The organism is Wolbachia endosymbiont (group A) of Conops quadrifasciatus, assembly GCF_964027015.1.
In the GTDB taxonomy this organism is placed as follows: Bacteria; Pseudomonadota; Alphaproteobacteria; order Rickettsiales; family Anaplasmataceae; genus Wolbachia.
Genome location: NZ_OZ034722.1, coordinates 1,159,961 through 1,183,494, shown reverse-complemented (window position 1 = coordinate 1,183,494; position 23,534 = coordinate 1,159,961). Strand labels below are relative to the sequence as shown.

Here is a 23,534-nt window from a genome sequence, read left to right as displayed (position 1 = left end):
ATAGAAATAAATTTCTAAAACTTTACTTAAAATATCTTTTTAATTAGTTACTCCATAACATCATTCATATCTTACTTCTCTCCATTTCCTTCCTTGTTTTTAGCTTTATCACTAGGATCACTTCTTATTGTTTCGTCAGGATTTTTTTGCTGACCTGATTGTTTTGGTGCTTCAGGTTTAGAGCTCCCCCTCTCCTTTTTATCAGGACCTTCTTGCTTACCTGATTGTTCTGGTATTTCAGATTTAGAGCCCATGGAATTATCCTTCACGTCAACTTCCGTCCGATCTTTACCCACTTGTTGCCTAATGTTCTGTATCATACCTTGGGTCTTATTATCAAGGCCAACAGCCGACAGTATAGATTGCGATGCGCTTTTGGCAACGTTACCAACACTGTCAGCAACTCCCCAACCAGAGCTGAATAGTGCTTGTGCCATAGCTTCCGATATAGAAACAAAAGATTCCATTGCACTAGCAATAATTAAGTACATAAATGCTTGGATCAGATCTATGGGCAACGCTGCAAAGTGCCCACCAGCCCTTTCCCCGGTACTTAATGCAACATCAACATTAGTGCCAGGACTGTATCCAAGAGGCAGTATTGATTTCATCAAGCACAGATCATACGATAAGAAATTTACGCTAATTAAACATTGATAGCATGCAGAAAAATTTGTGAGATTGTATAGAACTGAATACATCAACTGATTTAAAAGAGATAAAGATGAAAATAAAATAACTGGTTGTACTGCAACGTGAGCCAGCGTTTTTATCCAGTTATCAAACAAGGGTTTAGTCTGTTGAAATAAAATAAACACGATAAACAAAGGTGTTAATGACAGTAAAAACGCTACTAGAACAGTAGATATTACATATTTAAACGTAGCGCTAATAATGCATTTTAAAAACGCAAAAGTAGCGTAGAGTATTGCCAAAAATGCAATAAAGCCAAAAGGACCAGAGAGCATCAACGATAAAAACTTTAACCAAGTTTCTGCTGTGAATAATACTCCTGCTGTCAAGTCTAAGAATGCAAATTTTCTCTCCCCTTTCCCTATATAGCCAGAAAAGCTATCAACTAAACAAGTGCTACCATCTATAAAAAGTCTGGATAAAGTTGTACCAAAAAGCTCCCAGCTTCTATCGCTAAAGGCAAAAGCTATAAATGCTATCTTGAACATTCTTACAATGAAATCAAATTTACTTAGCTGTATTGTTCCAAGCATATAGCCAACGACAGTAAATATAACGTATAGAGTAAGCAAAGCTCTTACTCCTTGAAGAAGACCTCTTGCATATCCTTTGTATGAATCTTTAACGCTGTCCCCAATTACTTCTTTTTTCATAAAACCAAATATCTCGTTTATATTTGATGAAATAAAATCATTAATTTTTCTTTTGACAAATAAAGTTACACTATACTTATTGTTTTCGTAATATTTGCCATTGTCTGTAATGTCATCTCTCTCTACGTTGCTTACATCAATACCAAAATATATCTTCTTAGATTCTTCGTTCTGAAAGTGTTTTCCGCTTATTACATCTAATATGGTGTACTCATCTTTTCCGTTTACTCTTTCTCTCACTCCTACCACTTTGAAATCATTAGTTCCCACACTATGCAAATCTTTAGGTGGCTCATCACCTAAATATACATATAATTTTTCGCCATTAATGTATTCACATGATCTAGTGACTTTAACATGGTACCCACCCCTATTAGCTTCATAGTGACCATAATATGCAATGGCAAGCATCACACTGCTACCAGGTGTTACACTTCCTATTGGATAGTCATGATTTAATTTCAAGGAAAAATGTTCAAAATTATCACTAATTTGTGAACACACATTATCCCCTTTTGCACCCCTTTCCTTTGGAAGACATTGAATACCTTTAGCAGTATCTTGATCACCAAGATCACCAACTTTTGCAACAAGAGCTTCGGCCCAGGAAATATCTTCTTCAGTGTTTGATGCAAAATCAATAATGTTAATCTGCTTGGGATCCCCTTTATTTTTCTTAACCTTCTCAAGTCTATCTTCAACCTCTTTAAGGTGAGAATACATGTCACATTTATTGTCTTTATCATATCTTTTATACCTTATAGAAGAGACACAATTCCGTTTGTTTCTTTCACCTAAACTCCAATTACATATACCTTCTTTAGTATAACATATGTTCTGATAGTAACAGTTAAGCTCATAAGAGCTATACTTTTTCACCTCGTTAAAATCGCAGTTTTTTCCGTCGCATAGTTGTTCCAATCCTGTTTTAGTGCGGCGTAAATCAAGTAGTGAACCATATCTCCATGGTTCGTTGTCTTGAATATAACCTTTATTAAAATGTACCTTATTATCATATGGGGTATACCCATTGCCAACTAGCACTTTGCTTTCCTTTGCTTTTGTTTTATCAAGAGGTAAAAATTTTATTTTATTTCTCTTTCCATCCTTGCCCTCACAAAAAAATTCCTCTCCCTCTTGCTTGCTAACATTCAATATTTCACTTGCTGACACTTTTTCAACTCCTTCTTCAGCTCTATAACAATTGTCATCAAAGCTGATACCTTTCCCTCCTGGATTGTCATAATCAATTGTTATTTTTCTGGGAACTAAGCTGAAGCTTAACTTATCACCACGATTTACTTTTATTCCAGTGTCTACATAACGTCTATTGCTGCCAAATCCTTTACCGCCGCACAATTCGTTTTCATTTACGCCTTTTTCATCAACGCCATAATTATTAGGCACATCGTTAATATTTGCAGCTTTACTATAATTTGGTTCTGAGCCATCAGCACAAAAGCTAGCTGGCACAAGTACTTTCCTTGGATTTTTGTCTTCTTTAAAAGGGCAAAAATTTACTGATCCATCAAGGGTGAATTTGATTTCCTCACCCTTGCTAATTATCTGACCAGAATCAACCCAATGAATTTTAACTCCTTCATCTGCTTTATGAACTGGAACATCCACATTAACGCTGGTGTTTCTGCTCTGTAACCCAGGCTCAACACAATCCATAGTACAACCAGTGATTGCAAGACACAGTATCAATAATAGTGATCTTTTACTTATCATTATGAGCCCCCTGGTATCTTAGGTCCTTGAGGTCCTTGAGCCCTTTGCGGTATTTGAGGTCTTGATGCACCTGAATGTTGAGAAGCACCTCCTCCTCTTCCGCCTTCTGCTCCTCTTCTTTGAACGCTTTGTTCATCTAACCCTACTGTTCCCATTAAGCTTTGTTGATATTCTTTTCCAGGTTCGTTTTGCACATAAACACCAAACAACGAGTCAGATATTTTCGAAGAAGCTTCAACTAAAGCTTCCATAGCGTGTCCCAAAATAACAAAAGCCATCATAGCGGTAATATTAGGTGTATATTTGGAAGCATAACCATAGAAGATACAAGGGTTAAAAATCTTTAGGTTAATACTAAGTATACACGTAGAGCAGACTTCAAAATCAAATACTGAATATATGATATAATCCATAACCTGACTTATCAGTGATATAAAAATTAAAAGCACTACTGGATGAATCGCAAATCTTGCTAAATTTTTAACCCAGTTGTGAAACATCTGCCTAGTATACGCAAATAAAAGACAAATAATAAAAATAGGTGTTAAAGAAAGCAATAACGCAACTATTGCTATAGATGTAATAAAAGAAAATAAGGCATTAAAAATAGATAAGCTCACTGTGATTAAACCCCAAATCACCAAGCAAAAAGATACAATGCCCAAAGGGCCAGAAAATATAAGAGATACTATTAACAATACTGAATGCGATGACAGAAATCTATTTAACGGCAAATCAAGAAACTCAAAAACATTTGAAGTAGTGCCTCTGAAATTTGCTATTTCTATTAACTGTTTTGGGGTGTTAATAAAAATAGAAAATGCATTGTTATAAAAAAAATTCCAACTGTTGTCCTGCAGCAGCTGGGTAATAACTCCTATCTTTACGCATATAATTAGAAACTCATATATAGAAATATGAGTTAATCCAAAAAAGTAGTAAAGCGTATATAAGATTATGTATAATACTAACAGCGATATTATCGTAGATCTAATGGTGTTTGTTTTGCTTGATTTTACAAAACTTTCGTAAAGATGCTTTACAGGACTAGTATCAGAGTGAATCGCGTTGGAGTCTTTATAGCTGGAACCAAAAAATGCAGTTTTTACTTTTTCGTCAAAAAAATTATAGATTGCACTAAAAGTTCTTGTAGGTGGCTCTTTAGTTGTTAGGTTAATGCTAAACTGACCTTCATTTTTGTAATCGCAGCCATGGTCTCTTATTCCATAATATATGGTGCCTTTTTTTTCTTTTAACTTTTCTTTTAAGCCTTCCATGTACTCAGTATCATGAACTTGGCTAATATCAACAGATATATCTCCCTGTGTTTCATCAGGGTTATGCTCAGGAAGTTTGTCAGAGACGCGTATATACAAGTTATTTTTTAGGCTATGGTTCTTTGTTACTCTTATGTTGAAACCACCTTTGTCATTTCTATCGTAGCAGTGCTCGTCATTTCTACTACATAAACTAAAAGTTAAACTTGGTGTTCGATGGTATTTTTCTATCTTATAATCACAGTTAGTACATATGCCACCTGTTGGAATGTATTCAAAATCTTCACCATCCATGTGAACACGTAATAGTGTAATGTCAGTTTTTACCTGTTTTTCCTTTAATACGTTACTAATAGTTTCAGCAATAACAGATTCACCACTAGAATTTAAAGCATTGAATATCTCACCTTCTATACTATTGTATTCAATATATGCGCAACCTTTGTTTCCGCTGTCGGAAGGAATTTTACATATACGTCCGCAGAGTAAATTCAAAATGCGCGTATCTATTTTGCTTTTCTGATCACTTGAAAGCCCCCTGCAGTCTATATTTCCCCCTTCTTGTTTTATAGAATTGATGACATTTTTAATCTCCTCTCTCCTTTCATCTTTATCTAACTTCGAAAACCAGTACTCTTGCCCATTCAACCATTGCGCATCGCCTATTATATATTTATTAGGACATATTCCATCCTGACATCCTTCTCGATTTAAAACATGTGCAAAATACTTCTCTTCTTGTTCGCTGCACTTTTCATCGATTTTCACGTACCTGATTTTTGTATCATCCTCTTTATCTTGACACACTTTACTACCAATTACACTAAAGCTTATCGTATCGCCTTTTTTAAGTGCAAATGGTAATATAACGTCATTTCTCCCAGGCCCAATTGCAAAATCTGCATACTGCTTAGGACAAAAATTAACCTTATTAGGCACTATATTAATCTCTGTTACGCTTTTTATCCCATCTGAGATGTAAACACCAGAATCAACCCACTTCTGCTCTGTTGACACTATATCTAGTTTTTCACGCAAACCTGATAAATTTTCTGGCTTAATACAGTGATACTCCCCGCATCCAGACAATAAAAAAAGCATCACAAAACTTATGCATAGCTTACCCAAGTTTTGGTTACTTAAACGTTTAAGCATCTGTTACTTACCTTAACTAGCATCACCGCCACCTTAGTTAATCTTTTCGCTGGAACCTTTACCACTATCTCCACCTCCTCCACCAGTATCTCTTGCCTTCTTGACAGCCGCAGCAGCAGCTTGACCAACACCTCCAGCAGCAGCTTTGGCAGCAGATAAAGCTTTGCCCACCATTTGTCCAGGTGTACTACCAGAACCGAGTGATGCTCTATGGTTACCAGCAAGTTCGGCAGCCATGTTAGGAAGAATGTTTAAAAAGTGGTAAAAGAGGAATAATACTAAACACAATTTTAATAATTCTCCGATGAGAGGGCTGCCAAACTCCATGTATGTAAAGTCGAATAGACCAAGTATGCTGCTCTTTTTAAAGCTATAATTTTGCATCATACATGCAAGAGTAGCTTCATTTTTATCACATTCCCCATCTTTCAATTTAAACCACTGTTTTTTCTTACTATATGAGATTTCTGCTTGTTTCTTTTCATATGACTTGTCCGGTTGTTTATTTTTATATGACTTGTCCAGTTCAAAATTTAAATTTTTAAAATAGATTTTATCACATGCTATGAACATAAAGGACAAAAACGCAAAAAGGATAACCGGGTATAAACTATAGGTAATCAACTCTTTCACCCAGCCGTCAAAATATCCTTTAGTGTGTTGGAATAAAACCATAGGAATGAACAAAGGTGATAAAATGATGATTACACTTAAAGCAACTAGAGATAAAATAAATACATAGCACAGCCACAAAATAACCATCATCATCAGAATGGCCATAAATATAGCAACAAGAGCTATTAAAATCTGTCCACCAGCAAAAATAATACCGATTACCGAACCTGCAACTAACAATACAGGAGCAGCACCAAGCAAGACTGCTAACGTTGCAACACCTCCATCACCAATTTTGCCACCAATTCCATCTAAAGGGGCACCTAAATAAAATAAAATTCTACAATCAAGCCTATCCCAAGGTGCAAGATAACTGTAAGATACCTTCTTTCCTGCACGAGTATATTCATAATCTGTACCTGCTTTATAATTACATATGCCTTTACTTTCAGATGACGCTTTTAGCACTATCTCTGACAAACCATTTGAGAGACGAGTTAATTCTCTATAATAATGAGACATGGTGCTGCCCGTTGTGAAGTAAATCACTAAAGCGAATTTAATAATCAACATATACATTTCTTGTGGGCTACGCACTCCACCAGACATGGCTTTTATAGAGAACAGTATTAAAGCTAAAACTAAAACAGCAGTTACGGTGTTTTTCAGCTTTTCTTGTGCTACAGACAAGAAACTGCCCTTATCATGTCCATTTTCGTCCTTAAGTGAGTTGCTATTTGAATCAATACCTGCCACTAAATTATCTAACGATTCCTTAATGCATTGCACTATCATAGAAGTTATGGGAATAGGAGCTAATGATTTACTTCCAGCCTGGTTATAACAAGCTTCAGAAACATATGAGCTAAAACAGCCTTTATTGTCGTAACCTACAAAAATTTTTCCGTCTTTTTCCTTGTCTTTTATCAGAGTTTTGTAATCTTTATCTTTATGGTCGTTAGAATCAACTCTATATTCACCCGTACCATCTTTATTTTTGAATTTCATCACAGATTCTTCACACATAGGAGCAAGTGGATCAGGCGGCAATTCCGTGCACCCCATATCAACCCCTTGCGGCCAAGGAGTCATTTCGATACCAAGCATTCTCACACTTGCTAACTCCACACACAATCTGCCCATTTTTCTCACTGCTTTGAATGTAGCTCCATGTATGGGTTCGCTCTGTCCTGCTTTGAGAACTTTACATTTCAGCTCACCATCAACCCTCGGTGACCATGACCCACCTTCATATCCAGTGTCTTTCTCCCTAATATCAAATTGTATATCTGTAAAAGGATCAAGGTTACCAAAAGTTAAAGGATTTCGATGACATACTTCTATATATTCACTGTATTGCACACCGTTTTTTGGCCAGTAATAACTTTCTGTACTCTCCTGAACGTTAGAATTTAAGGCTTCTTTTTCTGCTCTTTTCCCTTCATAGTCTTTTTTGTTCACGTCTTCCCGAGCTTTATCTTGCAAACAAGAAAAATATTCATCTTCTGTTTGGTAATTTTTATTGGTACAGCCACTATAACGTGTGTCTTCTAATTTAAAATTTTTGTATTTTCCATCATGACCACGCGCAACTGGGTGTTTAACAAAACTATGTTCACAAACAACAAGCCCCCCTATTGCTTTCCAGACTCCAACAATTGCAGCTATCATTCCAACAATAACAAAAGCAGTAAATAAACCATAAGAAGAGACGATCAAAACAATGCCAGTAAATATTGTACCAACAGCAATCGCTATTCCAGCAAGTGCTGCAGCTGTTTTAAACGCCCCACAATCAGGGTTAGAGGCACGGCTAAAGTTGCCAGTAGAATTAAATCTACTAACAAATTCTGTCTTGTCAGTACCACTTACTTCATCTGCAAGTACTGGATATGAGAGTAAAAAGTCTATATTTAGTAAAAATATTGCAATTAATAGCAATGACAGCTTAGTCTTAAACATTTTTCACCTTCTGATAAAATATAGGCAACCATACTTTTGGGTTATCCCCAACTTCTTTTAATATATCATGTAACAGTATGACACTTTCTGCACGTCCAGATAATACGTTGATTATATCATCTAAGTCTTTTAAGTCTATTCTAGCTACCACAGCATTGACTCCTTGTTTCACCAAAAAGAATCTAGTACTTGGATCTGTATGTTTAATTAATATATACTCACGTTCAGTTAACATAAAAACATCCCGATAGACACTAGTAGCTTTCAGATTTGGTAAAAAAATCTGTGTCGCTGTTTGTTGTACAAGCGTATCGCTAATAGCACTTTTACTTGCATCCTCAACACTCTGAGTAGCAAAAATCACAAAAGCATTTAGTTTTCTCAGTACCTTCAACCAGTCTTTTATCTTGGGTGCAAAAACTGGATTATCTATTAATGCCCATGCCTCATCAAGAACGATAATAGATGGAGTGCCATCAAGAGATATACTAATCCTATGAAATAAATAAATCAATACTGGTCCAAGGGCAACAGGATCTTTGAGCAAGCTAGCCATCTCAAAACCAAATACTCTTGCTCGTGAAAAATCTAGCAAATCTTCTTTATTGTCAAATATTGCAGCATGAGAACCATTATCATGCCACATAGATATTGCCCCAGCTAGAGTATCAGGACCTGCAAGTCCTAAAAACGGTACAAGGTTTCTCAAGAACCTGTCTTCTTTTCTTAATTTAAAATTTCCTTCAATTGCATCATTAATTCGTGCAATATCTTCTGAAGTAAATTTATCATTATATACCGAAATTAAAGACTTTATCCACTCCATTAAAAATGTTCTATTATCAGAGGTGTCATCAAGTTGCAAAGGATTAAAATTTGTTTTAGTTCTTGGTTCTATTACAGTATAGATACCACCAAGTGCTCTTAAGAAAATCTCTGCACCGCGATCTTTGTCAAAAAAGAATATCCTTGGAGAAAATTTTATCGCTTGAGCACATAAGAAATTCATTAAAACAGTTTTACCAGCACCAGTTGGGCCAATTATCATAGTGTGTCCAACATCCCTTATATGAAAGTTAAAAAAAAATGGAGTACCAGATGTCGTGTCGAAAACTGTAACGGCATCTCCCCAGTGGTTATTGAATTTATTACCAGTAGGATAATTATGTTGAGATGCAAATCCAGCCAAATTAAGACTACTTATTGTAGCTTTTCTCACTATATAATCGAAATTACCAGGAATTTGCGCCCAAAATGCTGGTTCAAGGTTAACTCTCTCACGGACAGGGTAAACACCGCAATTAGAAAGCTCTGATTCTACCAACGACAGAGCGTTATCCAATGATTTAGGACTTTTTTCTATACATAAAATAGTCAGGTGATGTTGACCAAATGCAATCTTACCACTCATTGCGTCATCAAGCGCTTGAGAAATTTCTGCTATTTGAGAAATAGCTTTATCTGCAGACTGTATCATTCGATTTTGCTGTATCTGCATTTTTCCAATCGCCATTTGCCTGTTTATAAATTGAAAAGATTGCGTAATTATAAACTCGTAAGGAAGTTGTAAAAACGAATCAAGCATTCCTGCAGAAGTATGATTTCCATATTCTTTGATACTAACTACTCCAGCATATTTACTCTCATTATGAGTCACAACCTGTATCATCTTACGGCCAAAGAATAACCTATGTACTGGTAAGTATCTTGATATTTCAGTTCTTAGCGGAAAAAGCGTATTTGTAACGAAGCCACAATTTACGATTCTAGATAGAAACTCCATTATTTCGCAGAACAAACCATCTGGAGTTTCTTTTACTCCAAGAATTTTAGGCGAATAATTTCTAAGGCTTGTCACTACACGATTTGTCGTTTCCTCTAAATCTTCATACGTAGCACGCATATCACTTTCCCAAGCATGTTTTGAAGTTACATGTCCGAATTTTTTTAGTAGATATGACAAAAATTCTACTCCTTTTGTGTCTGCTCTACGGATAATCGTAATGTATAGGTCATTAATAAATGATTGCCTTGTTGCGTGTTTTTCTCTCCATTTTAGATTTACGTGATTAGCGAAAAAATTCGGCAAATCTTGACTTGCAAATTCATCAGAAAAAATATTTTTTTTACGTCTGATAGTATGAAAATACAAACTAAATGCCGGAGATGAAATGCTTCTGAGCATCTGATTCCTGATATTATTTTGTATTACTAAATCCTCGTCATCGGCGGTTTCAAATGCAAAGCCACTTAATTTTATAACCTTAACCAACCAATTTTCTTTTGTCATCAAGGTTGTGCTATTCCAATAGCAAGAATAAGGAATAAATTCAGCAGCGTGAACTTCCCTGCTCAGAGTAGATTTACTCTTTGATTGAATAGCCCTAAACCTCAGCATCACATAACATTAAGCAATATCATAAGAATTGGCTCCATGATAAAAACGATTTAAACATTTCGAGCACTTTCCTAATTTTACCATAAATAATTCAATAAACAACGGTTCTTTTGCAGAAGCTATATAGCCAAGTCCATGTATACCTGGTAACATTAAGAGAATCACTCTCAAATCATTTGAATTAATGAAAATTAGCAGGCAAATCAGGACGTTTAATATTGCAAACATATAACTCACACCAAAGAGCATTGCAGGTCTTGTAAGACCTTTAAATAATTGATCTGTTTGTATACTACCTGTGGACATATCTTTAACCTTCTAATAATAGCTCTAACACTAATACTATATCATTATATTAAAAATCCATTGAAACTAGTAGCACTTTAAGTTAAGATACATTGATTAATAATTTAACTCAGATAATGACAAGTTGGCCATTTCAAGAAGCAGAAAAAATATTGCAAGAGTTTCCTAATAAAACAGAAATAATATTTGAAACTGGTTATGGACCCTCTGGTTTACCCCACATAGGAACCTTTGGAGAGGTTTTCCGCACTACAGTTGTTGTAAATGCATTAAAAAAAATAGCTCCTGGTATAAAAACCAAAATCATTGCAGTTTCAGATGATATGGATGGTTTGCGAAAAATACCAGATAATGTGCCAAATCAAGAGATGCTAAGGGAGCACTTAAATAAACCATTGACTATGATACCCGATCCATTTGGCACTCATGAGAGTTATGGTCATCACATGAATTTGTTGTTGTGTAAATTTCTTGATTTGTTTGAATTTGAATACGAATTTAGGAGTGCAACAGAGTATTATAAATCTGGCATTTACGATGAAAAACTTTTACTCCTGCTGAAAAATTATGATAAAGTGATGGACGTAATGCTTCCATCATTTCGGGAAGAAAGGCAGCAGACTTACAGTCCATTCTTGCCGATATGCCCAAAAACTTCCCAAGTTTTACAAGTTCCAGTAATTGAAACAAATACAGATAAAGGAACAATCACGTATGAAGACCCAAACGGGGAAAAAATAGAAGTTCCAGTGACAAAAGGAAAATGTAAACTGCAATGGAAACCTGATTGGGGAATGAGGTGGGCCGCATTGGGAGTAAATTATGAAGCTCACGGAAAAGATTTAATTCCATCTGCTGTGCTTTCAAGTCAAATATGTGAAATACTTGGAGAAAAGCCACCACTTCTGTTTTGCTACGAGTTTTTCCTTGATAAAGAAGGAAAGAAAATATCAAAATCAAGAGGAAATGGCATTTCAATTGAAGAGTGGTTAACTTACGCACCAACAGAGAGTTTAGCATTGTACATTTTTCAGAGCCTTAAAAAAGCTAAACGTTTATATTTTGATGTGATACCAAAATCAACTGATGAATATTTAGAATTTGTAAGACGTTACAACGAGAACAACGGGGAAAACACAAATAGTAAATTTCATACAGAACCTGGTTATAATGAGAAATTTCTAGGAGAAGTGCAGGTGAGCACCGCAGAATACTCGAATGTATTTAAGGAGCGCAAGCAAGCTTTAACGACAAAATTGCCATCAGAAGCAAGGTTATGTAACCCTGCCTGGCATATCCACCAGGGCAATGTTCCCAATATAGAAACTTCAGGCATAAATTTCTCACTACTTTTAAACCTAGCGACGGCTTGTAATGCTGAAAACAAAGAGATCCTATGGGGTTTTATATCCTCTTATGCACCGAACGTCACACCAGAAAATAATAAAATGCTTGATAGACTTTCAGACTTTGCAGTAAAGTATTACCACGATTTTATCAAACCAACAAAATCATATAAAACTCCAAATGCAAAAGAGAAAGAAGCGTTACTAGATTTGAAGGACACTTTACATTCTCTATCTACAACTGTTACTGCTGAAGAAATTCAATCTCAGGTATTTTCTATTGGAAAAAAATATGATTATACCAACTTACGTGACTGGTTTCAGCTATTATATGAAACGTTACTTGGCCAAAAAAACGGTCCAAGAATGGGATCTTTCATAAAGCTTTATGGAATAGATAATACGATTTCTCTCATAGAAAGCGCTACTAAATGTATACTTTAGAGTTTACCTTCTTTCATTTGAGCTCTTTAGTTTTTAGTTCTGCCTTCTAAGGCTTTTACTCATGACAACCACTGTGCCTGCGATCTTGTCGTGCCAAGTTTGACAGCGTTTGTTGAAATTTGACCATAAAAAGCCCAAGAATAATGGTGCAGCTGACAATATAAAGGAAAAAAATCTCTTTGTTGCTTGTCTTAGGGTCATCTTTTCGAAAGTTTGTGCATCCACAACTCTAAGCCCAAGTAATAGTTTTCCAGGTGTGGCAGCAAACCTTACCCACATATATGTTACATAGCAAAAGAGCATAATGCATTGGACTATTTGATTTAGGATTTGTAATTTTACAAGTCTACTCTGCGTTGTCTTTTCTTCTGCAGACAGTGGCGCTTGCATTTGGTATTTTGCAGCAATTTGACTTAATATTTTGCTATCCTCTGAGTTCATAAAGAGCTTATTTAAGGCTTGGCTGCAAAACTGCAAGAACAAAACGATAATAATCAAATCAAGCAATACTGATATATAGCGCCTAAGTCCTGTTACATAACATATCCCATTTTCATCTTTCTTTACCTTTTGAATAACATTTATAGAAGAAAAAATAGAAAATAAACGATTAAAAAATTTATGTAACATATATATACTTTCCAATATTTAACGTGCCCCTGGCCGGACTTGAACCAGCATGCTTTTGCAAGCAACAGATTTTGAGTCTACCGTGTCTACCATTCCACCACAGGGGCATTAAGTTTTAATGCTATAGGCAACACGGAATTAGTCAAATTTTATATGTCTTTCAAATGAGGACTAAATATTCTACAATAATCAACAGTTACTCTCAAAACTTAAAATGAATGAATTAGCTAGTCTCCTCAGTTCAAGAAGTGTAGATAAGGAAATATGTAAATTACCGCATAATTTAGAAGCTGAACAGATGCTTATTGGTGCAATGATTCGTGATAATAGAATCTGTGATGCAGTTGAAGACACAATCACAGCAGAAAATTTCTATGATCCATTACATCAAAGTATTTTTACGCAGATATCCAAAACCAGGAAACACGGTATAGTTGCCAATGAACTAAGCCTCAAAATGTTTTTTGAGAACGACCAAGCGTTTACCGAGTGTGGTGGGGTAGAGTACTTAGCAAAGCTTGCAGCAAAGGCAAGTATTGCACTCGATATCTATAGTTTGACTAGAATAATCCGTGATACTTACTTAAGGAGATGTTTAATTAAGCTCGGGCAAGAAATAGTTGGTGATAGCTACAACTACGATATTGAAAATCCTGCACAGGCGCAAATTGAACAAGCAATGACAAAATTGTTCAACTTAGCAGTAAAAAAACAAGGTGAGAAAACATATATAAAACTTGCAAGTTCAATTAAAGACGTAGTTGAGAAGATCAGCACACTGAAAAATAATCCAGAAGCGCTGGGCGTTACAACCGGACTTCAAGATCTAAATCAGCTTCTTGGTGGCCTACAAAAATCTGATTTATTAATTTTAGCTGCAAGGCCTTCTATGGGTAAAACAGCACTGGCGCTAAACATCGCACTTAATGCTTGTAAGATGTTGCAAAAAAGAGCAGATAAACAACACTATGTAGCGTTTTTCTCACTTGAAATGTCAGCAGAACAATTAACCGCAAGGCTGATCACTATAGATTCAGGGATTAGTTATTATAAGGCATTAACCGGGAGAATTAGTGATTTTGAATTGCATGAATTTATCAATGCTAGTACAGAATTATCTGAACTGCCTTTCATCATAGATGACACCCCTGCGCTATCAATTAGTGCCCTTCGCACCAGAATACGCTTGCTTTATCAATTATATAATGTAGAAGTGGTATTCATTGATTATTTGCAGCTAATCAGAGGAACAACAAAAAGAAGTAATGAAAATAGAGTACAAGAAATCTCGGAAGTGACGCAGGGTTTGAAAGCAATTGCAAAAGAGCTGAATATTCCCGTTGTTGCACTATCTCAGCTCTCTCGTTCTGTTGAGCAGAGGGATGATAAAAGACCACAACTTTCTGATTTACGTGATTCAGGAAGCATAGAGCAAGACGCAGATATAGTGATGTTCCTCTATAGAGAAGAATACTATGAATTAAGAAAGCAGCCAAATGAAGGAAACAATAAACATCGGGAATGGCAAGAGAAAATGGAAAAAATTAGAAACATTGCAGAGCTCGTTATTGCAAAGCAGAGAAATGGGCCAATTGGCAGTGTAAAGCTATATTTTGACTCTAACAGAGGTGCATTTAAAGATTACACGGAGAGGCATAGTTCATAGCCTTCAGTGATCTTTTGTCAATATCTATCCTTATTGACATATCTTTTTGTTTGTGCTACAATCTTTAATAATAAATTGATTACTTTAGTTGGGGTACACAATGAGAAATATATTTAGTAAAACTAATGTACCTTATCTTGTAGCTGGTGCTCTGGCTACTCTAACTTTATTAGCATCTGGAGTGTTTGCTGTAGCTCCTTATATTGGTTTCTTAGCTCCAGTTGCAGCATTAAGTGTTGGCCTGCCATTTATTATTGGTTGTGCTGTATTTTCTGTTGTAACTATTGCACTTTCGCATAAAGCAATTAGTAAGAACAAAACTATTTCTGAGAAAGATGTTCAACTGGCTGAGAAAGTAGAAGAAATATCTAAAAAAGATGCTCAACTAGCTAAAGAAGAAGATAAAGTACAGGCTCAAAAGCAAACAATTTCTGGACAAAATGACCAACTGACTAAAAAAGAAGCGGAAGTAAAAGCTAAAGAGGAGGAAAATTCTAAGCAAAAAATTGAAATTAATAAAAAAAATGAGGAGATTGATAATCAAAAAAAAGAAATAGAAGAACTTAAACACAAGAAAACTTTTGTTCCGCAAGCAATGAAGAATATCAAAGAAGCATCTCAAGAAGTATTTGCATATGTAGCAGAAGCCTACAGTAGTGGGCGCGTTCATAGTACTATTAAGCAGCGCCGTAGTGATGTTGCGAATGACTTAAAAAATGTCGTAGGTAGTGCGAAAAATGCTTATGGCACATCAGTTGAGTATGTAAAAGGGAAATTTAATAGTGCTGGAAATAAATTAAAAAATGTTTATGGTACATCAGTTGAGTATACAAAAGGAGCACTTAACAGCGTTGGAAGCAGCTTGTACAGTAGACTTTATGGTACTAAGGTTTCTAGTCCGGAAGAGCAGTTTAAGCGTGAAGATGGATCTAAACCTAGTACGCAAGAACTAACTCGTTTGGATTACTTAGATCTTGCAGTTTCTTCCAGTGAGCAAAAGCAACGAGCTAATAGTTTGGATTATTTAAATATTGATAACGACGTTCCTAAGCAACCTGATCATTTAAGTATTGATGCTGCTAAAAGGTATTTAATGAGTCTTTCTGAGGATCAGGATGTATTTTATGATGCAGAATCTGGTGGTGAAAAAGATCCTGAGATTTCTAGCCCAGAAAGTCAGCCGGCTGAAAAAGAAGAAACTAAAGTTAGTGGTTATTTTAATCAAGTAGTAAGCACAGCTAATTGGCTTACTAGTCAAGCAACAAAAGCTATGGGTTATTTGCCTTCTGTTTTTATAGTTATGCTACCACTCCTGTATCAGCATCGCTTGATGATGTTAACATAACTAAATCGTTTGTTACTGATTCTAGTATAACCAGCCCGTTACTTTAAAACAAAATAGTAGAGGGCATATTATATGCTCTCTACTCAAATATCAACCCTCAAAAAAACCGGCGTAGGTTTAGGTAGTGTAATGCCTGAGCTTACGCATGCGTTGCACAGAGATTTTAAATCACGTTGCTCTTTTGGAATTTGCAATTGATTAAGTATCATTTCCGCTGATTTGGGAACGATTGGCTGCAATAAAATGCCTATTATTCTTATATATTCCAGTAATTTGTAGATTACTAAATTCATGCGTTCTCTATCAGTTTTGCTTAATGTCCAGGGTGCACTTTTGTCTATATAAGCATTGGCTTCAGAAGAGATGTTGATAATTAGAAGTATAATCTGGTTAAACTCATACTTTGATAGGTGATTCATCACCTGATCGAGTATAGCTTTGCAACCTGGAAGACTTTCTTCACCTTTAAGTAGGCTTTGATCGATTGTTGGTACAATTCCAGAACATTGCTTGTGCAAAAATGAAATTGTTCTTTGTACTAAATTGCCTATGTTGTTTGCAAGTTCTGAGTTTATGCGGCTGATCATGTTTTTCTTACTAAAGTTGCCATCCTGGCCAAAACTTGCTTCTCGAAGGAGAAAATAGCGTAGTTGATCAACACCAAACTCTTGAGCGAGGCCAATTGGATCTATCACATTACCAAGGGACTTGGATATTTTTTCTCCTTCGTTTAGCCACCAACCATGAACTGCAATTTGTTTTGGTAGTGGCAAATCCGCTGCAAGGAGAATCGCTGGCCAATATACAGCGTGAAAGCGCAATATGTCTTTACCAATTACATGAACGTTGAAAGAGCTGTCAGCTAGGTTTGCAGCGCGTGACGCTGGAATCTGTATTTCTGATTCTGCCCAAAATCTTTTATATTCCTCACCCTCAGTACTAGGGAAACCTATTGATGTAAGATAATTGGTTAATGCATCTATCCAAACATAGATTACGTGTTTGTCATTACCTGGTACTTTTATTCCCCAGTTAAAACTAGTGCGAGAGATTGAGAGGTCAATGAGCCCTGATCTTACAAACGATACCACTTCATTTTTTCTGCTCTCAGGAAAGATAAAATTTGGTTGACCTTCATATAGCTCAAGTAATTTGTCTTGCCAGTTTGATAAGCGAAAAAAGTAGCTCTCTTCTTTTACCCATTCAACCTCAGCACCTGTTGGTGCTTTGCCATCTATCAGCTCTGATTCCTGATAAAATGCTTCATCACGAACTGAATACCAACCCGAATAGGAATCCAAATATATTTGTCCTCTCTCTTCAAGCCTATTCCATAAAGCTACCACTGCTTTTTCATGACGTTCCTCCGTAGTGCGAATAAAATCGTCATACTCAAAATTCATGAACTTAGCTAATTCTTTAAATGAAACACTCACTTCATCTGTAAATTCTTTTGGCTGCATTTCCTTTGCTTTAGCTGCTTTTTCTATTTTTTGTCCATGTTCATCTGTACCGGTGGTAAATTTGACATTTTCCCCAGCTAGTTTCATGAACCTTGCCACCACGTCACACAAGAGAGAAGTATATGCATGACCGACATGCGGCTTGTCGTTTACGTAATATATTGGCGTGGTGATGTAAAAGTTCTCAAATCGATCCATGGTTTAGCATTTTGATAAAAATCAACTGAGTTAATTATAGTATTAAAAAGGCAGTAATAAATAAATATTGATTGGGTTAAGCATAATTTTTGAAAAAAGCTATTTACTGAAATTTTATAAAAACAAGAAACAATCAGGCATGATTATTGAAAGAACAATGGGAAATTTTCTTGTAATTCTATTTATAGTTTTCTATGCATTTGATGCACACGCTGATGGAGCAACAGATGTAATGTGTAATGTAATAGGTTACGTTCATGGAATAGGTGGACCAATGATTACAGTGGTAATAATTGGTTCAAGCTTGCTTGCAATATTTGGCAAAATGCCTTGGCCTGCGCTTTTCTCACTGGGTATGTTCGTTGCAGTGTTTTTTGGTGGTCCCCAAATTACAAAAGCGATAACAGGAAGGGAAGTTTGTTGTCTTTTTAAAGGTCAAACCTTGGAGAATGGAAAGTGTGTTGCTGCTACTGGGCATGAACTTGTGGGTAAACAGTGTGGTATATCTCCTGACAAACATAATAAGGGACAATATGTTTGTTGCCCTCCTGGCTCTATGATCACTAATCAAGGAGGTTGTACTAATAATCCTTCAAGAGTGTGGAAATGAAGTAATACTTTATATAAAAAAACATTGTTATATTAAAGATCTACTATGCACTGAATCTGACTATTTACAACAGAGTTCCCCACAAAGTATATAATTAACATCCACGCCTTTAGTTAAATTCCACTCGCGTTTTATTACGTTGTACTCCATGCCAGCCATGTTTTGCAGCGTTACATTATTTTCTCTTAAGTGATTTGCAATTTCTGACGGTTTGAGAAATTTATTCCAGTTATGCGTACCTTTTGGCAGCCAGTTTAATATGTACTCTGCACCAATTATTGCAAGGCAAAAGGATTTAATAGTTCTATTTATTGTGGATATAAAGATTAGCCCTTCTGGTTTAAGCAGTTCTATTGCTTTTTTCATGAAAAACTCTAAATTATCCACATGTTCAACTACTTCCATCAACAGAACCACGTCGTACTTCTTGTCATTGCTTAACTCTTCAATGCTGGTGTGCATGTATTCTATATTAAGCCCTACTTTTTTCGCATGTGATTGTGCCACTTTTATATTTTCCTTACACACATCTATTCCTACAACGTTAATACCAACACGTGCAATTGACTCTGACAAAATACCACCACCACAACCAACATCAAGCAATGATAATTCCTTTAAATCGCATTTTTTTAACTCTTTTATTTTCTCGATAATGTAAGATACTCTCACAGGATTCATCATGTGCAATGGTTTGAATTTGCCGTTCTCATCCCACCACTGGCCTGCCATTTTAGCGAATTTTGATATTTCATCTTCGTTATAAGTTTTTGTTTTTTTTTTCTTAGAGATTATATTGCTGAGTTTATCAAGACGTTTTTTATGTCTGCTTTCTTTTGAAAATTCTGTTTCGAGGAATTGTTTGATTATATCTTTTGCTAATCCACTTGCAGTAAATCCTGCACCAAGACACAGTACATTTGCGTTGCCATGCTCGCGAGCTAATTTTGCGATCTCAACACTATTGCATAAAGCAGCGTAGATTCCTTCAAAACGATTTGCCACAGTACTCATGCCCAAACCTGTACTACAAATTAATATCCCATAATTTGCTTTTTTGCTTGTTATATCTTCTACAACTTTAACAGCATAGCCTGGATAATCCACGCACTTTTGCTGAGCAGTGCAGCCTTGATCTACCACTATGTAACCCAGGGTTTCCAGGTAGGATTTTATTTCTGATTTTAATTCATAACCAGCATGATCTGAAGCAATTGATACTATATCTAACATATAAGAAATAAGGACATTTTACATGGGTAATTTATTTTGAACTTTCTGTCAAGTCATTCAGTACCTTTTGAAAGCTCAAAATAAATTTCGAGTCAGATGTGTATAAATTCTATATAATTTTTATCCTACTACTAATTTAACAAGATGGATCATATAGATATTATAAAGTCAAAATTGTTATTATCTGACATAGTAGGTAAAAAAGTCAGGCTAATAAAAAGAGGAGATAGTTTTGTTGGGCTCTGTCCATTTCATAACGAAAAAACCCCATCTTTTTCGGTGAGCAATACTAAGGGGTTATATTACTGTTTTGGTTGTTCAGCTAGTGGTGATGCATTTGAATTTATTTCACAAACTGAAGGATTAAGCTTTAAAGAAGCATTGGAAAGATTAGCATCGGTTACAGGTGTTGAACTGCCCAAAAGTCTTAGTATTACAAAAGGGGACAATAAACTATTTTTAGCGCTTGATTTAGCTGCAAATTGGTTTGCACAAAAAAATCAGGGTGTTGTAGATTATTTAAAACAGCGCAAGATTTTACCTGAAATCATAGATAAATTTAAGATAGGTTATGCACCAAGCTCTGGTTTGAAAGAGTATTTAAACTCTTCAGGTATTGAAGACAAAATTTTAATTGATATTGGATTAGTAAACAAAAATTTTCATGGTTATTTTTATGACCGGCTGATATTTCCTATATATAACATTGCAGGAGGAGTTATTGGTTTTGGCGGACGTGCGCTGAGTTCTGAGCAACAGCCAAAATATTTAAATAGCCCAGAGAGTCAGCTCTTCAAGAAGAGGGAGAATTTATACGGATTAAACTTTGCTTTAAGCGAAATACGTAAAAAAAAGTACATATTTGTTGTTGAAGGATATATGGACACTATAGCGCTACATCAAGCGGGAATTAGTAATGCAGTTGCTCCACTTGGTACCGCAATTTCTGCAGAACAGATAAAAAATCTATGGAGATTTGCTAAAGAAATCTCCATCTGTATGGATGGCGATAGTGCTGGACGTCATGCTGCTACCCGAGTTGCAGAAGTTGCTCTGCCAATATTAGAGCCTGGATACACGTTAAAGTTTGTGACTTTGCCGAGTAATAAAGATCCATACGATATATGTAACGAACTGGCATACAAGAAAGAAGACGTGTTGACTGCTCTTGACCATTCAACAAAACTGCATTCTGAATATTTATGGCATCACATAATCGATAGCAACTTGCAAAATTATGAAAAACTTGCTCCGGAAAAATATTCAATTCTTGAGCACAAGTTCATGGAATATGTAAATACTATTAGCAACAGCAGTATTAGAAGGTATTATAGAGATTATTTTTACAATAAGGCTAGTGAACTAAGAAGTAGCTTCAAAAAACAGATTTTTAATAGTAAAACTAGAGCAACAAAAGGTGAGTATCTTCATAACAAATCTCCAGAGCTAATTGAGGCAGAGCAAAATCAGGCCATAATTTTGCGTATAGCCGTAGAATTTCCTGAAATCTTGAACCGTCCTATATTTTTTGAGCAATTTTCTCATTTTGAATTTACTAATGAGATGAAAAGATTACAACAGCGTGTAATTGATGTAATAAGTAACAAAAGCAAACTTGTTAAAGAGGCTTTGTTACAAGAATTGAAACAGTTTGACGTTATAAAGTATGTATTTAAAAAAACTAGTGTACTAAATAGCCAACTGAACGAGAGAAAATCTGCAGAAATTATGTGGAATAATATAGTGTTACTAAAAGAATTAAATGCGTTACGAAAAGAAAGAACCGAAGCGAGGCTGAGCGGTAATCTTGACTTAGAGGAAAGGTTGATAGAACAAATAGAGCAAATAGAAAGTAATATACAAGAAATGCAAATGGAGTTTATTGGAAAGTAGAGCTGTTATAAAAAGTTTATGCCAAATTCCAATAAATATAGAGTTTTAATGAACATAGGACAGGCTAATGAATTTATAAAGGACACTTTACAAATTGAAATTGATAGTGTTGAACAATTGGGTATCCGTTTAATGGAGCATTAAAACTGACCTTACCCTATTTAAATATATGCTAATATATTTAGTTTTGTTACAATAATTTTATATTCTTATTTCCATAATATGATTCTATGGAAATTTTTTAAAATCCAGTCTTATGTACAACTTTATTTGCAATTTTACATTTTTATTTAATTAAAAATTGCATCTTAGTAATAAAAAACTTACTTATTGTAGGAAAATGACATACTCTTGTGTTTGTTCTCATATAAAACTATTTATGGAGTGACAATGGTGCATGTATTATACTTACATTTCTGATTCGAAAATTTATGCAGTTGTTTCTAACAAAATTAGTCAATAAATTCTATTGTTTAAAGATGAGAAATAAAGTAATCATCATTTCTAGTATTGCTTTTATTCTACTGTTTTTTATCAGCAGTGCATTTTTAAAAAAAGATCAGGCGGTTCATAGTGATAATGCAACTAGTAGCTTTTCAGTAAAAACTCAAGAATGTGCGCCGCAAAACCGCACTATATATTTAAATTTTTCTGGTACAGTAAATCCCTTACATAGAGCTAGCCTTGTCTCAAAAATAAGTGGTAAGATTATTGCTATTTATTTACCTGATGGTGAAAAGGTAAAAAGAGATGATGTAGTGTTAAAGATAGAAGATTATGGCAGAATTGAGCAAGCTCAGAAAGCCAAAGCTTTATTAAAGCAGCGTGAAATTGAGTATGATTCCTCTCACAAACTGAATAAAACAGGCTATGGAGCACAAATACAAGTAGAAGCAGCTTTTACTGCGTTACAAAGTGCAAAAGCTGACCTAAAAAGGCTAGAATTGGATTTAGAAAATACTGCAGTCAAATCTCCTATAGATGGTTATATTGATAAAATCAATGCAAACGAAGGGGATTTTGTTAATGCTGGGCAAAAAATAGCTGACGTGGTTGATTTCGATCAAATTCTTGTAGTGTTATACGTTTCGGAAAATGAAGTAAATAAAATAGAGCTAGGCAGCACAGCTCAAATTGGTTTACTGGACGGAAAAGAATTGGCAGGTGAAGTAAGTTTTATTAGTAAAATTGCTGAGCCTAAAACTGGGTCTTATAGGGTAGAGGTAAAGGTAATTAATAATAAAATGATATCCTTGCAGGGACTAACTGCCAACGTAAGACTACCTTCAGGCGAAAGATTTGCATATAAAGTTCCTTCTTCAGCCCTGAGCTTAAGTGACGAGGGTGCTCTTGGAATAAAGATTGTTGATGACAATAATTATGTAATATTTGTACCAATAGAAATTGTTGATCATGAGAGCGATGGGGTTTGGATAGTAGCAAATAACGAAGGTAAACCCATAAAGTTAATAGTATTGGGCCACCTATTTGTTAAGCCTGGTGATAAGGTTTAAGACATAAGATCCTTTTTCATAGCTTATACTACGTTATACCAATCCCAGCGTCTGGGCACTGGTTTCTTGGTACTTATTCCGCAATAATTTTTTTTTCCTTCAATAAATTTTGCAGTTCGCCTTTTTCGTACATCTCGCGAGTGATGTCGCAACCACCGATAAACTCTTCCTTTATATATAATTGTGGAATTGTTGGCCAATCAGAAAACTTTTTTATAGATTCACGTATTTCATCATTCTCCAACACGTTAATATACTTAAACTTCACGTTCAATTTTTTTAGGATTGACACGACGAGTCCAGAGAATCCGCATTGAGGAAAATCAGAAGTGCCTTTCATGTACAACACCACATCATTTTCCGCTATATCTTTTTTTATTTGTTCAAAACTGCTCATAA

At 35.3% G+C, this 23,534-nt stretch carries 15 protein-coding genes and 1 tRNA gene; 6 read left to right on the top strand and 10 right to left on the bottom strand.

The genetic code is table 11. The annotated features are described in order from the left end of the window. Positions 1-71: 71 nt before the first annotated feature. From AAGD69_RS06130 to AAGD69_RS06110, 5 genes are read right to left on the bottom strand one after another with little or no spacing between them, the layout of a single operon-like run. Positions 72-3,080 carry a type IV secretion system protein gene (locus AAGD69_RS06130; RefSeq protein ID WP_341812022.1) on the bottom strand — a complete coding sequence of 1,003 codons (3,009 nt, stop codon included), beginning with the start codon at positions 3,078-3,080 and terminating at the stop codon, positions 72-74. Beyond that, complete coding sequence (locus AAGD69_RS06125; protein ID WP_341812021.1) at positions 3,080-5,512, bottom strand: type IV secretion system protein; 2,433 nt, start codon at positions 5,510-5,512, stop codon at positions 3,080-3,082. The genes AAGD69_RS06130 and AAGD69_RS06125 overlap by 1 nt, the downstream gene beginning before the upstream one ends. 33 nt (positions 5,513-5,545) lie before the next feature. After that, positions 5,546-8,089 (bottom strand): type IV secretion system protein, encoded by a 2,544-nt coding sequence (locus AAGD69_RS06120; protein ID WP_341812020.1) that lies wholly within the window; start codon positions 8,087-8,089, stop codon positions 5,546-5,548. Continuing rightward, positions 8,082-10,487 (bottom strand): VirB4 family type IV secretion/conjugal transfer ATPase, encoded by a 2,406-nt coding sequence (locus tag AAGD69_RS06115; protein WP_341812019.1) that lies wholly within the window; start codon positions 10,485-10,487, stop codon positions 8,082-8,084. Before AAGD69_RS06115 ends, AAGD69_RS06120 begins: the two co-directional genes overlap by 8 nt. A gap of 9 nt (positions 10,488-10,496) precedes the next feature. After that, a complete protein-coding gene (locus tag AAGD69_RS06110; protein WP_253307377.1) occupies positions 10,497-10,793 on the bottom strand; it encodes a type IV secretion system protein VirB3 in 297 nt (98 codons plus the stop codon). A gap of 116 nt (positions 10,794-10,909) precedes the next feature. Between AAGD69_RS06110 and lysS the strand changes: the two genes are divergently transcribed. Then, positions 10,910-12,583, top strand: coding sequence for a lysine--tRNA ligase (lysS, locus tag AAGD69_RS06105; RefSeq protein ID WP_341812018.1), 1,674 nt, complete (start codon positions 10,910-10,912; stop codon positions 12,581-12,583). 33 nt (positions 12,584-12,616) lie between these two features. Here the strand turns inward: lysS and AAGD69_RS06100 are convergent, their stop codons facing one another. After that, positions 12,617-13,213, bottom strand: coding sequence for an RDD family protein (locus AAGD69_RS06100; protein WP_341812017.1), 597 nt, complete (start codon positions 13,211-13,213; stop codon positions 12,617-12,619). A 24-nt stretch (positions 13,214-13,237) separates the two neighbouring features. After that, a tRNA-Leu gene (locus AAGD69_RS06095) sits at positions 13,238-13,320 on the bottom strand. 107 nt (positions 13,321-13,427) lie between these two features. Here AAGD69_RS06095 and AAGD69_RS06090 point away from each other — a divergent pair. After that, positions 13,428-14,879, top strand: coding sequence for a replicative DNA helicase (locus AAGD69_RS06090; protein WP_341812016.1), 1,452 nt, complete (start codon positions 13,428-13,430; stop codon positions 14,877-14,879). 100 nt (positions 14,880-14,979) lie between these two features. Next, entirely contained in the window at positions 14,980-16,224 is a 1,245-nt protein-coding gene (locus tag AAGD69_RS06085) for a hypothetical protein (RefSeq protein WP_341812015.1), read from the top strand. 83 nt (positions 16,225-16,307) lie between these two features. Here AAGD69_RS06085 and metG read toward each other — a convergent pair whose 3' ends face one another. Then, the gene (metG, locus tag AAGD69_RS06080; RefSeq protein WP_341812014.1) at positions 16,308-17,885 is read right to left on the bottom strand and encodes a methionine--tRNA ligase; all 1,578 of its coding nucleotides are present in this window, start codon (positions 17,883-17,885) and stop codon (positions 16,308-16,310) included. 67 nt (positions 17,886-17,952) lie between these two features. Here metG and AAGD69_RS07025 point away from each other — a divergent pair, with 67 nt between their 5' ends. Further along, a complete protein-coding gene (locus AAGD69_RS07025) occupies positions 17,953-18,495 on the top strand; it encodes a TrbC/VirB2 family protein (RefSeq protein WP_410529843.1) in 543 nt (180 codons plus the stop codon). A gap of 60 nt (positions 18,496-18,555) precedes the next feature. Here AAGD69_RS07025 and ubiG read toward each other — a convergent pair whose 3' ends face one another. Continuing rightward, positions 18,556-19,728 (bottom strand): bifunctional 2-polyprenyl-6-hydroxyphenol methylase/3-demethylubiquinol 3-O-methyltransferase UbiG, encoded by a 1,173-nt coding sequence (ubiG, locus tag AAGD69_RS06070; protein WP_341812013.1) that lies wholly within the window; start codon positions 19,726-19,728, stop codon positions 18,556-18,558. A gap of 144 nt (positions 19,729-19,872) precedes the next feature. Here ubiG and dnaG point away from each other — a divergent pair, with 144 nt between their 5' ends. Together dnaG and AAGD69_RS06060 are read left to right on the top strand one after the other, a co-directional pair. Continuing rightward, a complete protein-coding gene (dnaG, locus tag AAGD69_RS06065) occupies positions 19,873-21,621 on the top strand; it encodes a DNA primase (protein ID WP_341812012.1) in 1,749 nt (582 codons plus the stop codon). Positions 21,622-22,052: 431 nt separating this feature from the next. Then, positions 22,053-23,135 carry an efflux RND transporter periplasmic adaptor subunit gene (locus AAGD69_RS06060; protein WP_341812011.1) on the top strand — a complete coding sequence of 361 codons (1,083 nt, stop codon included), beginning with the start codon at positions 22,053-22,055 and terminating at the stop codon, positions 23,133-23,135. A 73-nt stretch (positions 23,136-23,208) separates the two neighbouring features. Here the strand turns inward: AAGD69_RS06060 and grxD are convergent, their stop codons facing one another. Further along, positions 23,209-23,532: a Grx4 family monothiol glutaredoxin gene (gene grxD, locus AAGD69_RS06055; protein ID WP_164224629.1), complete on the bottom strand. Its 324-nt coding sequence runs from the start codon at positions 23,530-23,532 to the stop codon at positions 23,209-23,211. Positions 23,533-23,534 lie beyond the last annotated feature (2 nt).

What these genes read in the sequence shown, in the direction of transcription:
- AAGD69_RS06110 (WP_253307377.1), bottom strand. Translation starts at nt 10,793, where the DNA reads ATGTCCACAGGTAGTATACAAACAGATCAATTATTTAAAGGTCTTACA.
- ubiG (WP_341812013.1), bottom strand. Translation starts at nt 19,728, where the DNA reads ATGTTAGATATAGTATCAATTGCTTCAGATCATGCTGGTTATGAATTA.
- AAGD69_RS06090 (WP_341812016.1), top strand. Translation starts at nt 13,428, where the DNA reads ATGAATGAATTAGCTAGTCTCCTCAGTTCAAGAAGTGTAGATAAGGAA.
- AAGD69_RS06130 (WP_341812022.1), bottom strand. Translation starts at nt 3,080, where the DNA reads ATGATAAGTAAAAGATCACTATTATTGATACTGTGTCTTGCAATCACT.
- grxD (WP_164224629.1), bottom strand. Translation starts at nt 23,532, where the DNA reads ATGAGCAGTTTTGAACAAATAAAAAAAGATATAGCGGAAAATGATGTG.
- AAGD69_RS06115 (WP_341812019.1), bottom strand. Translation starts at nt 10,487, where the DNA reads ATGCTGAGGTTTAGGGCTATTCAATCAAAGAGTAAATCTACTCTGAGC.
- AAGD69_RS06085 (WP_341812015.1), top strand. Translation starts at nt 14,980, where the DNA reads ATGAGAAATATATTTAGTAAAACTAATGTACCTTATCTTGTAGCTGGT.
- AAGD69_RS06100 (WP_341812017.1), bottom strand. Translation starts at nt 13,213, where the DNA reads ATGTTACATAAATTTTTTAATCGTTTATTTTCTATTTTTTCTTCTATA.
- AAGD69_RS06120 (WP_341812020.1), bottom strand. Translation starts at nt 8,089, where the DNA reads ATGTTTAAGACTAAGCTGTCATTGCTATTAATTGCAATATTTTTACTA.
- AAGD69_RS06125 (WP_341812021.1), bottom strand. Translation starts at nt 5,512, where the DNA reads ATGCTTAAACGTTTAAGTAACCAAAACTTGGGTAAGCTATGCATAAGT.
- lysS (WP_341812018.1), top strand. Translation starts at nt 10,910, where the DNA reads ATGACAAGTTGGCCATTTCAAGAAGCAGAAAAAATATTGCAAGAGTTT.
- AAGD69_RS06060 (WP_341812011.1), top strand. Translation starts at nt 22,053, where the DNA reads ATGCAGTTGTTTCTAACAAAATTAGTCAATAAATTCTATTGTTTAAAG.
- metG (WP_341812014.1), bottom strand. Translation starts at nt 17,885, where the DNA reads ATGGATCGATTTGAGAACTTTTACATCACCACGCCAATATATTACGTA.
- dnaG (WP_341812012.1), top strand. Translation starts at nt 19,873, where the DNA reads ATGGATCATATAGATATTATAAAGTCAAAATTGTTATTATCTGACATA.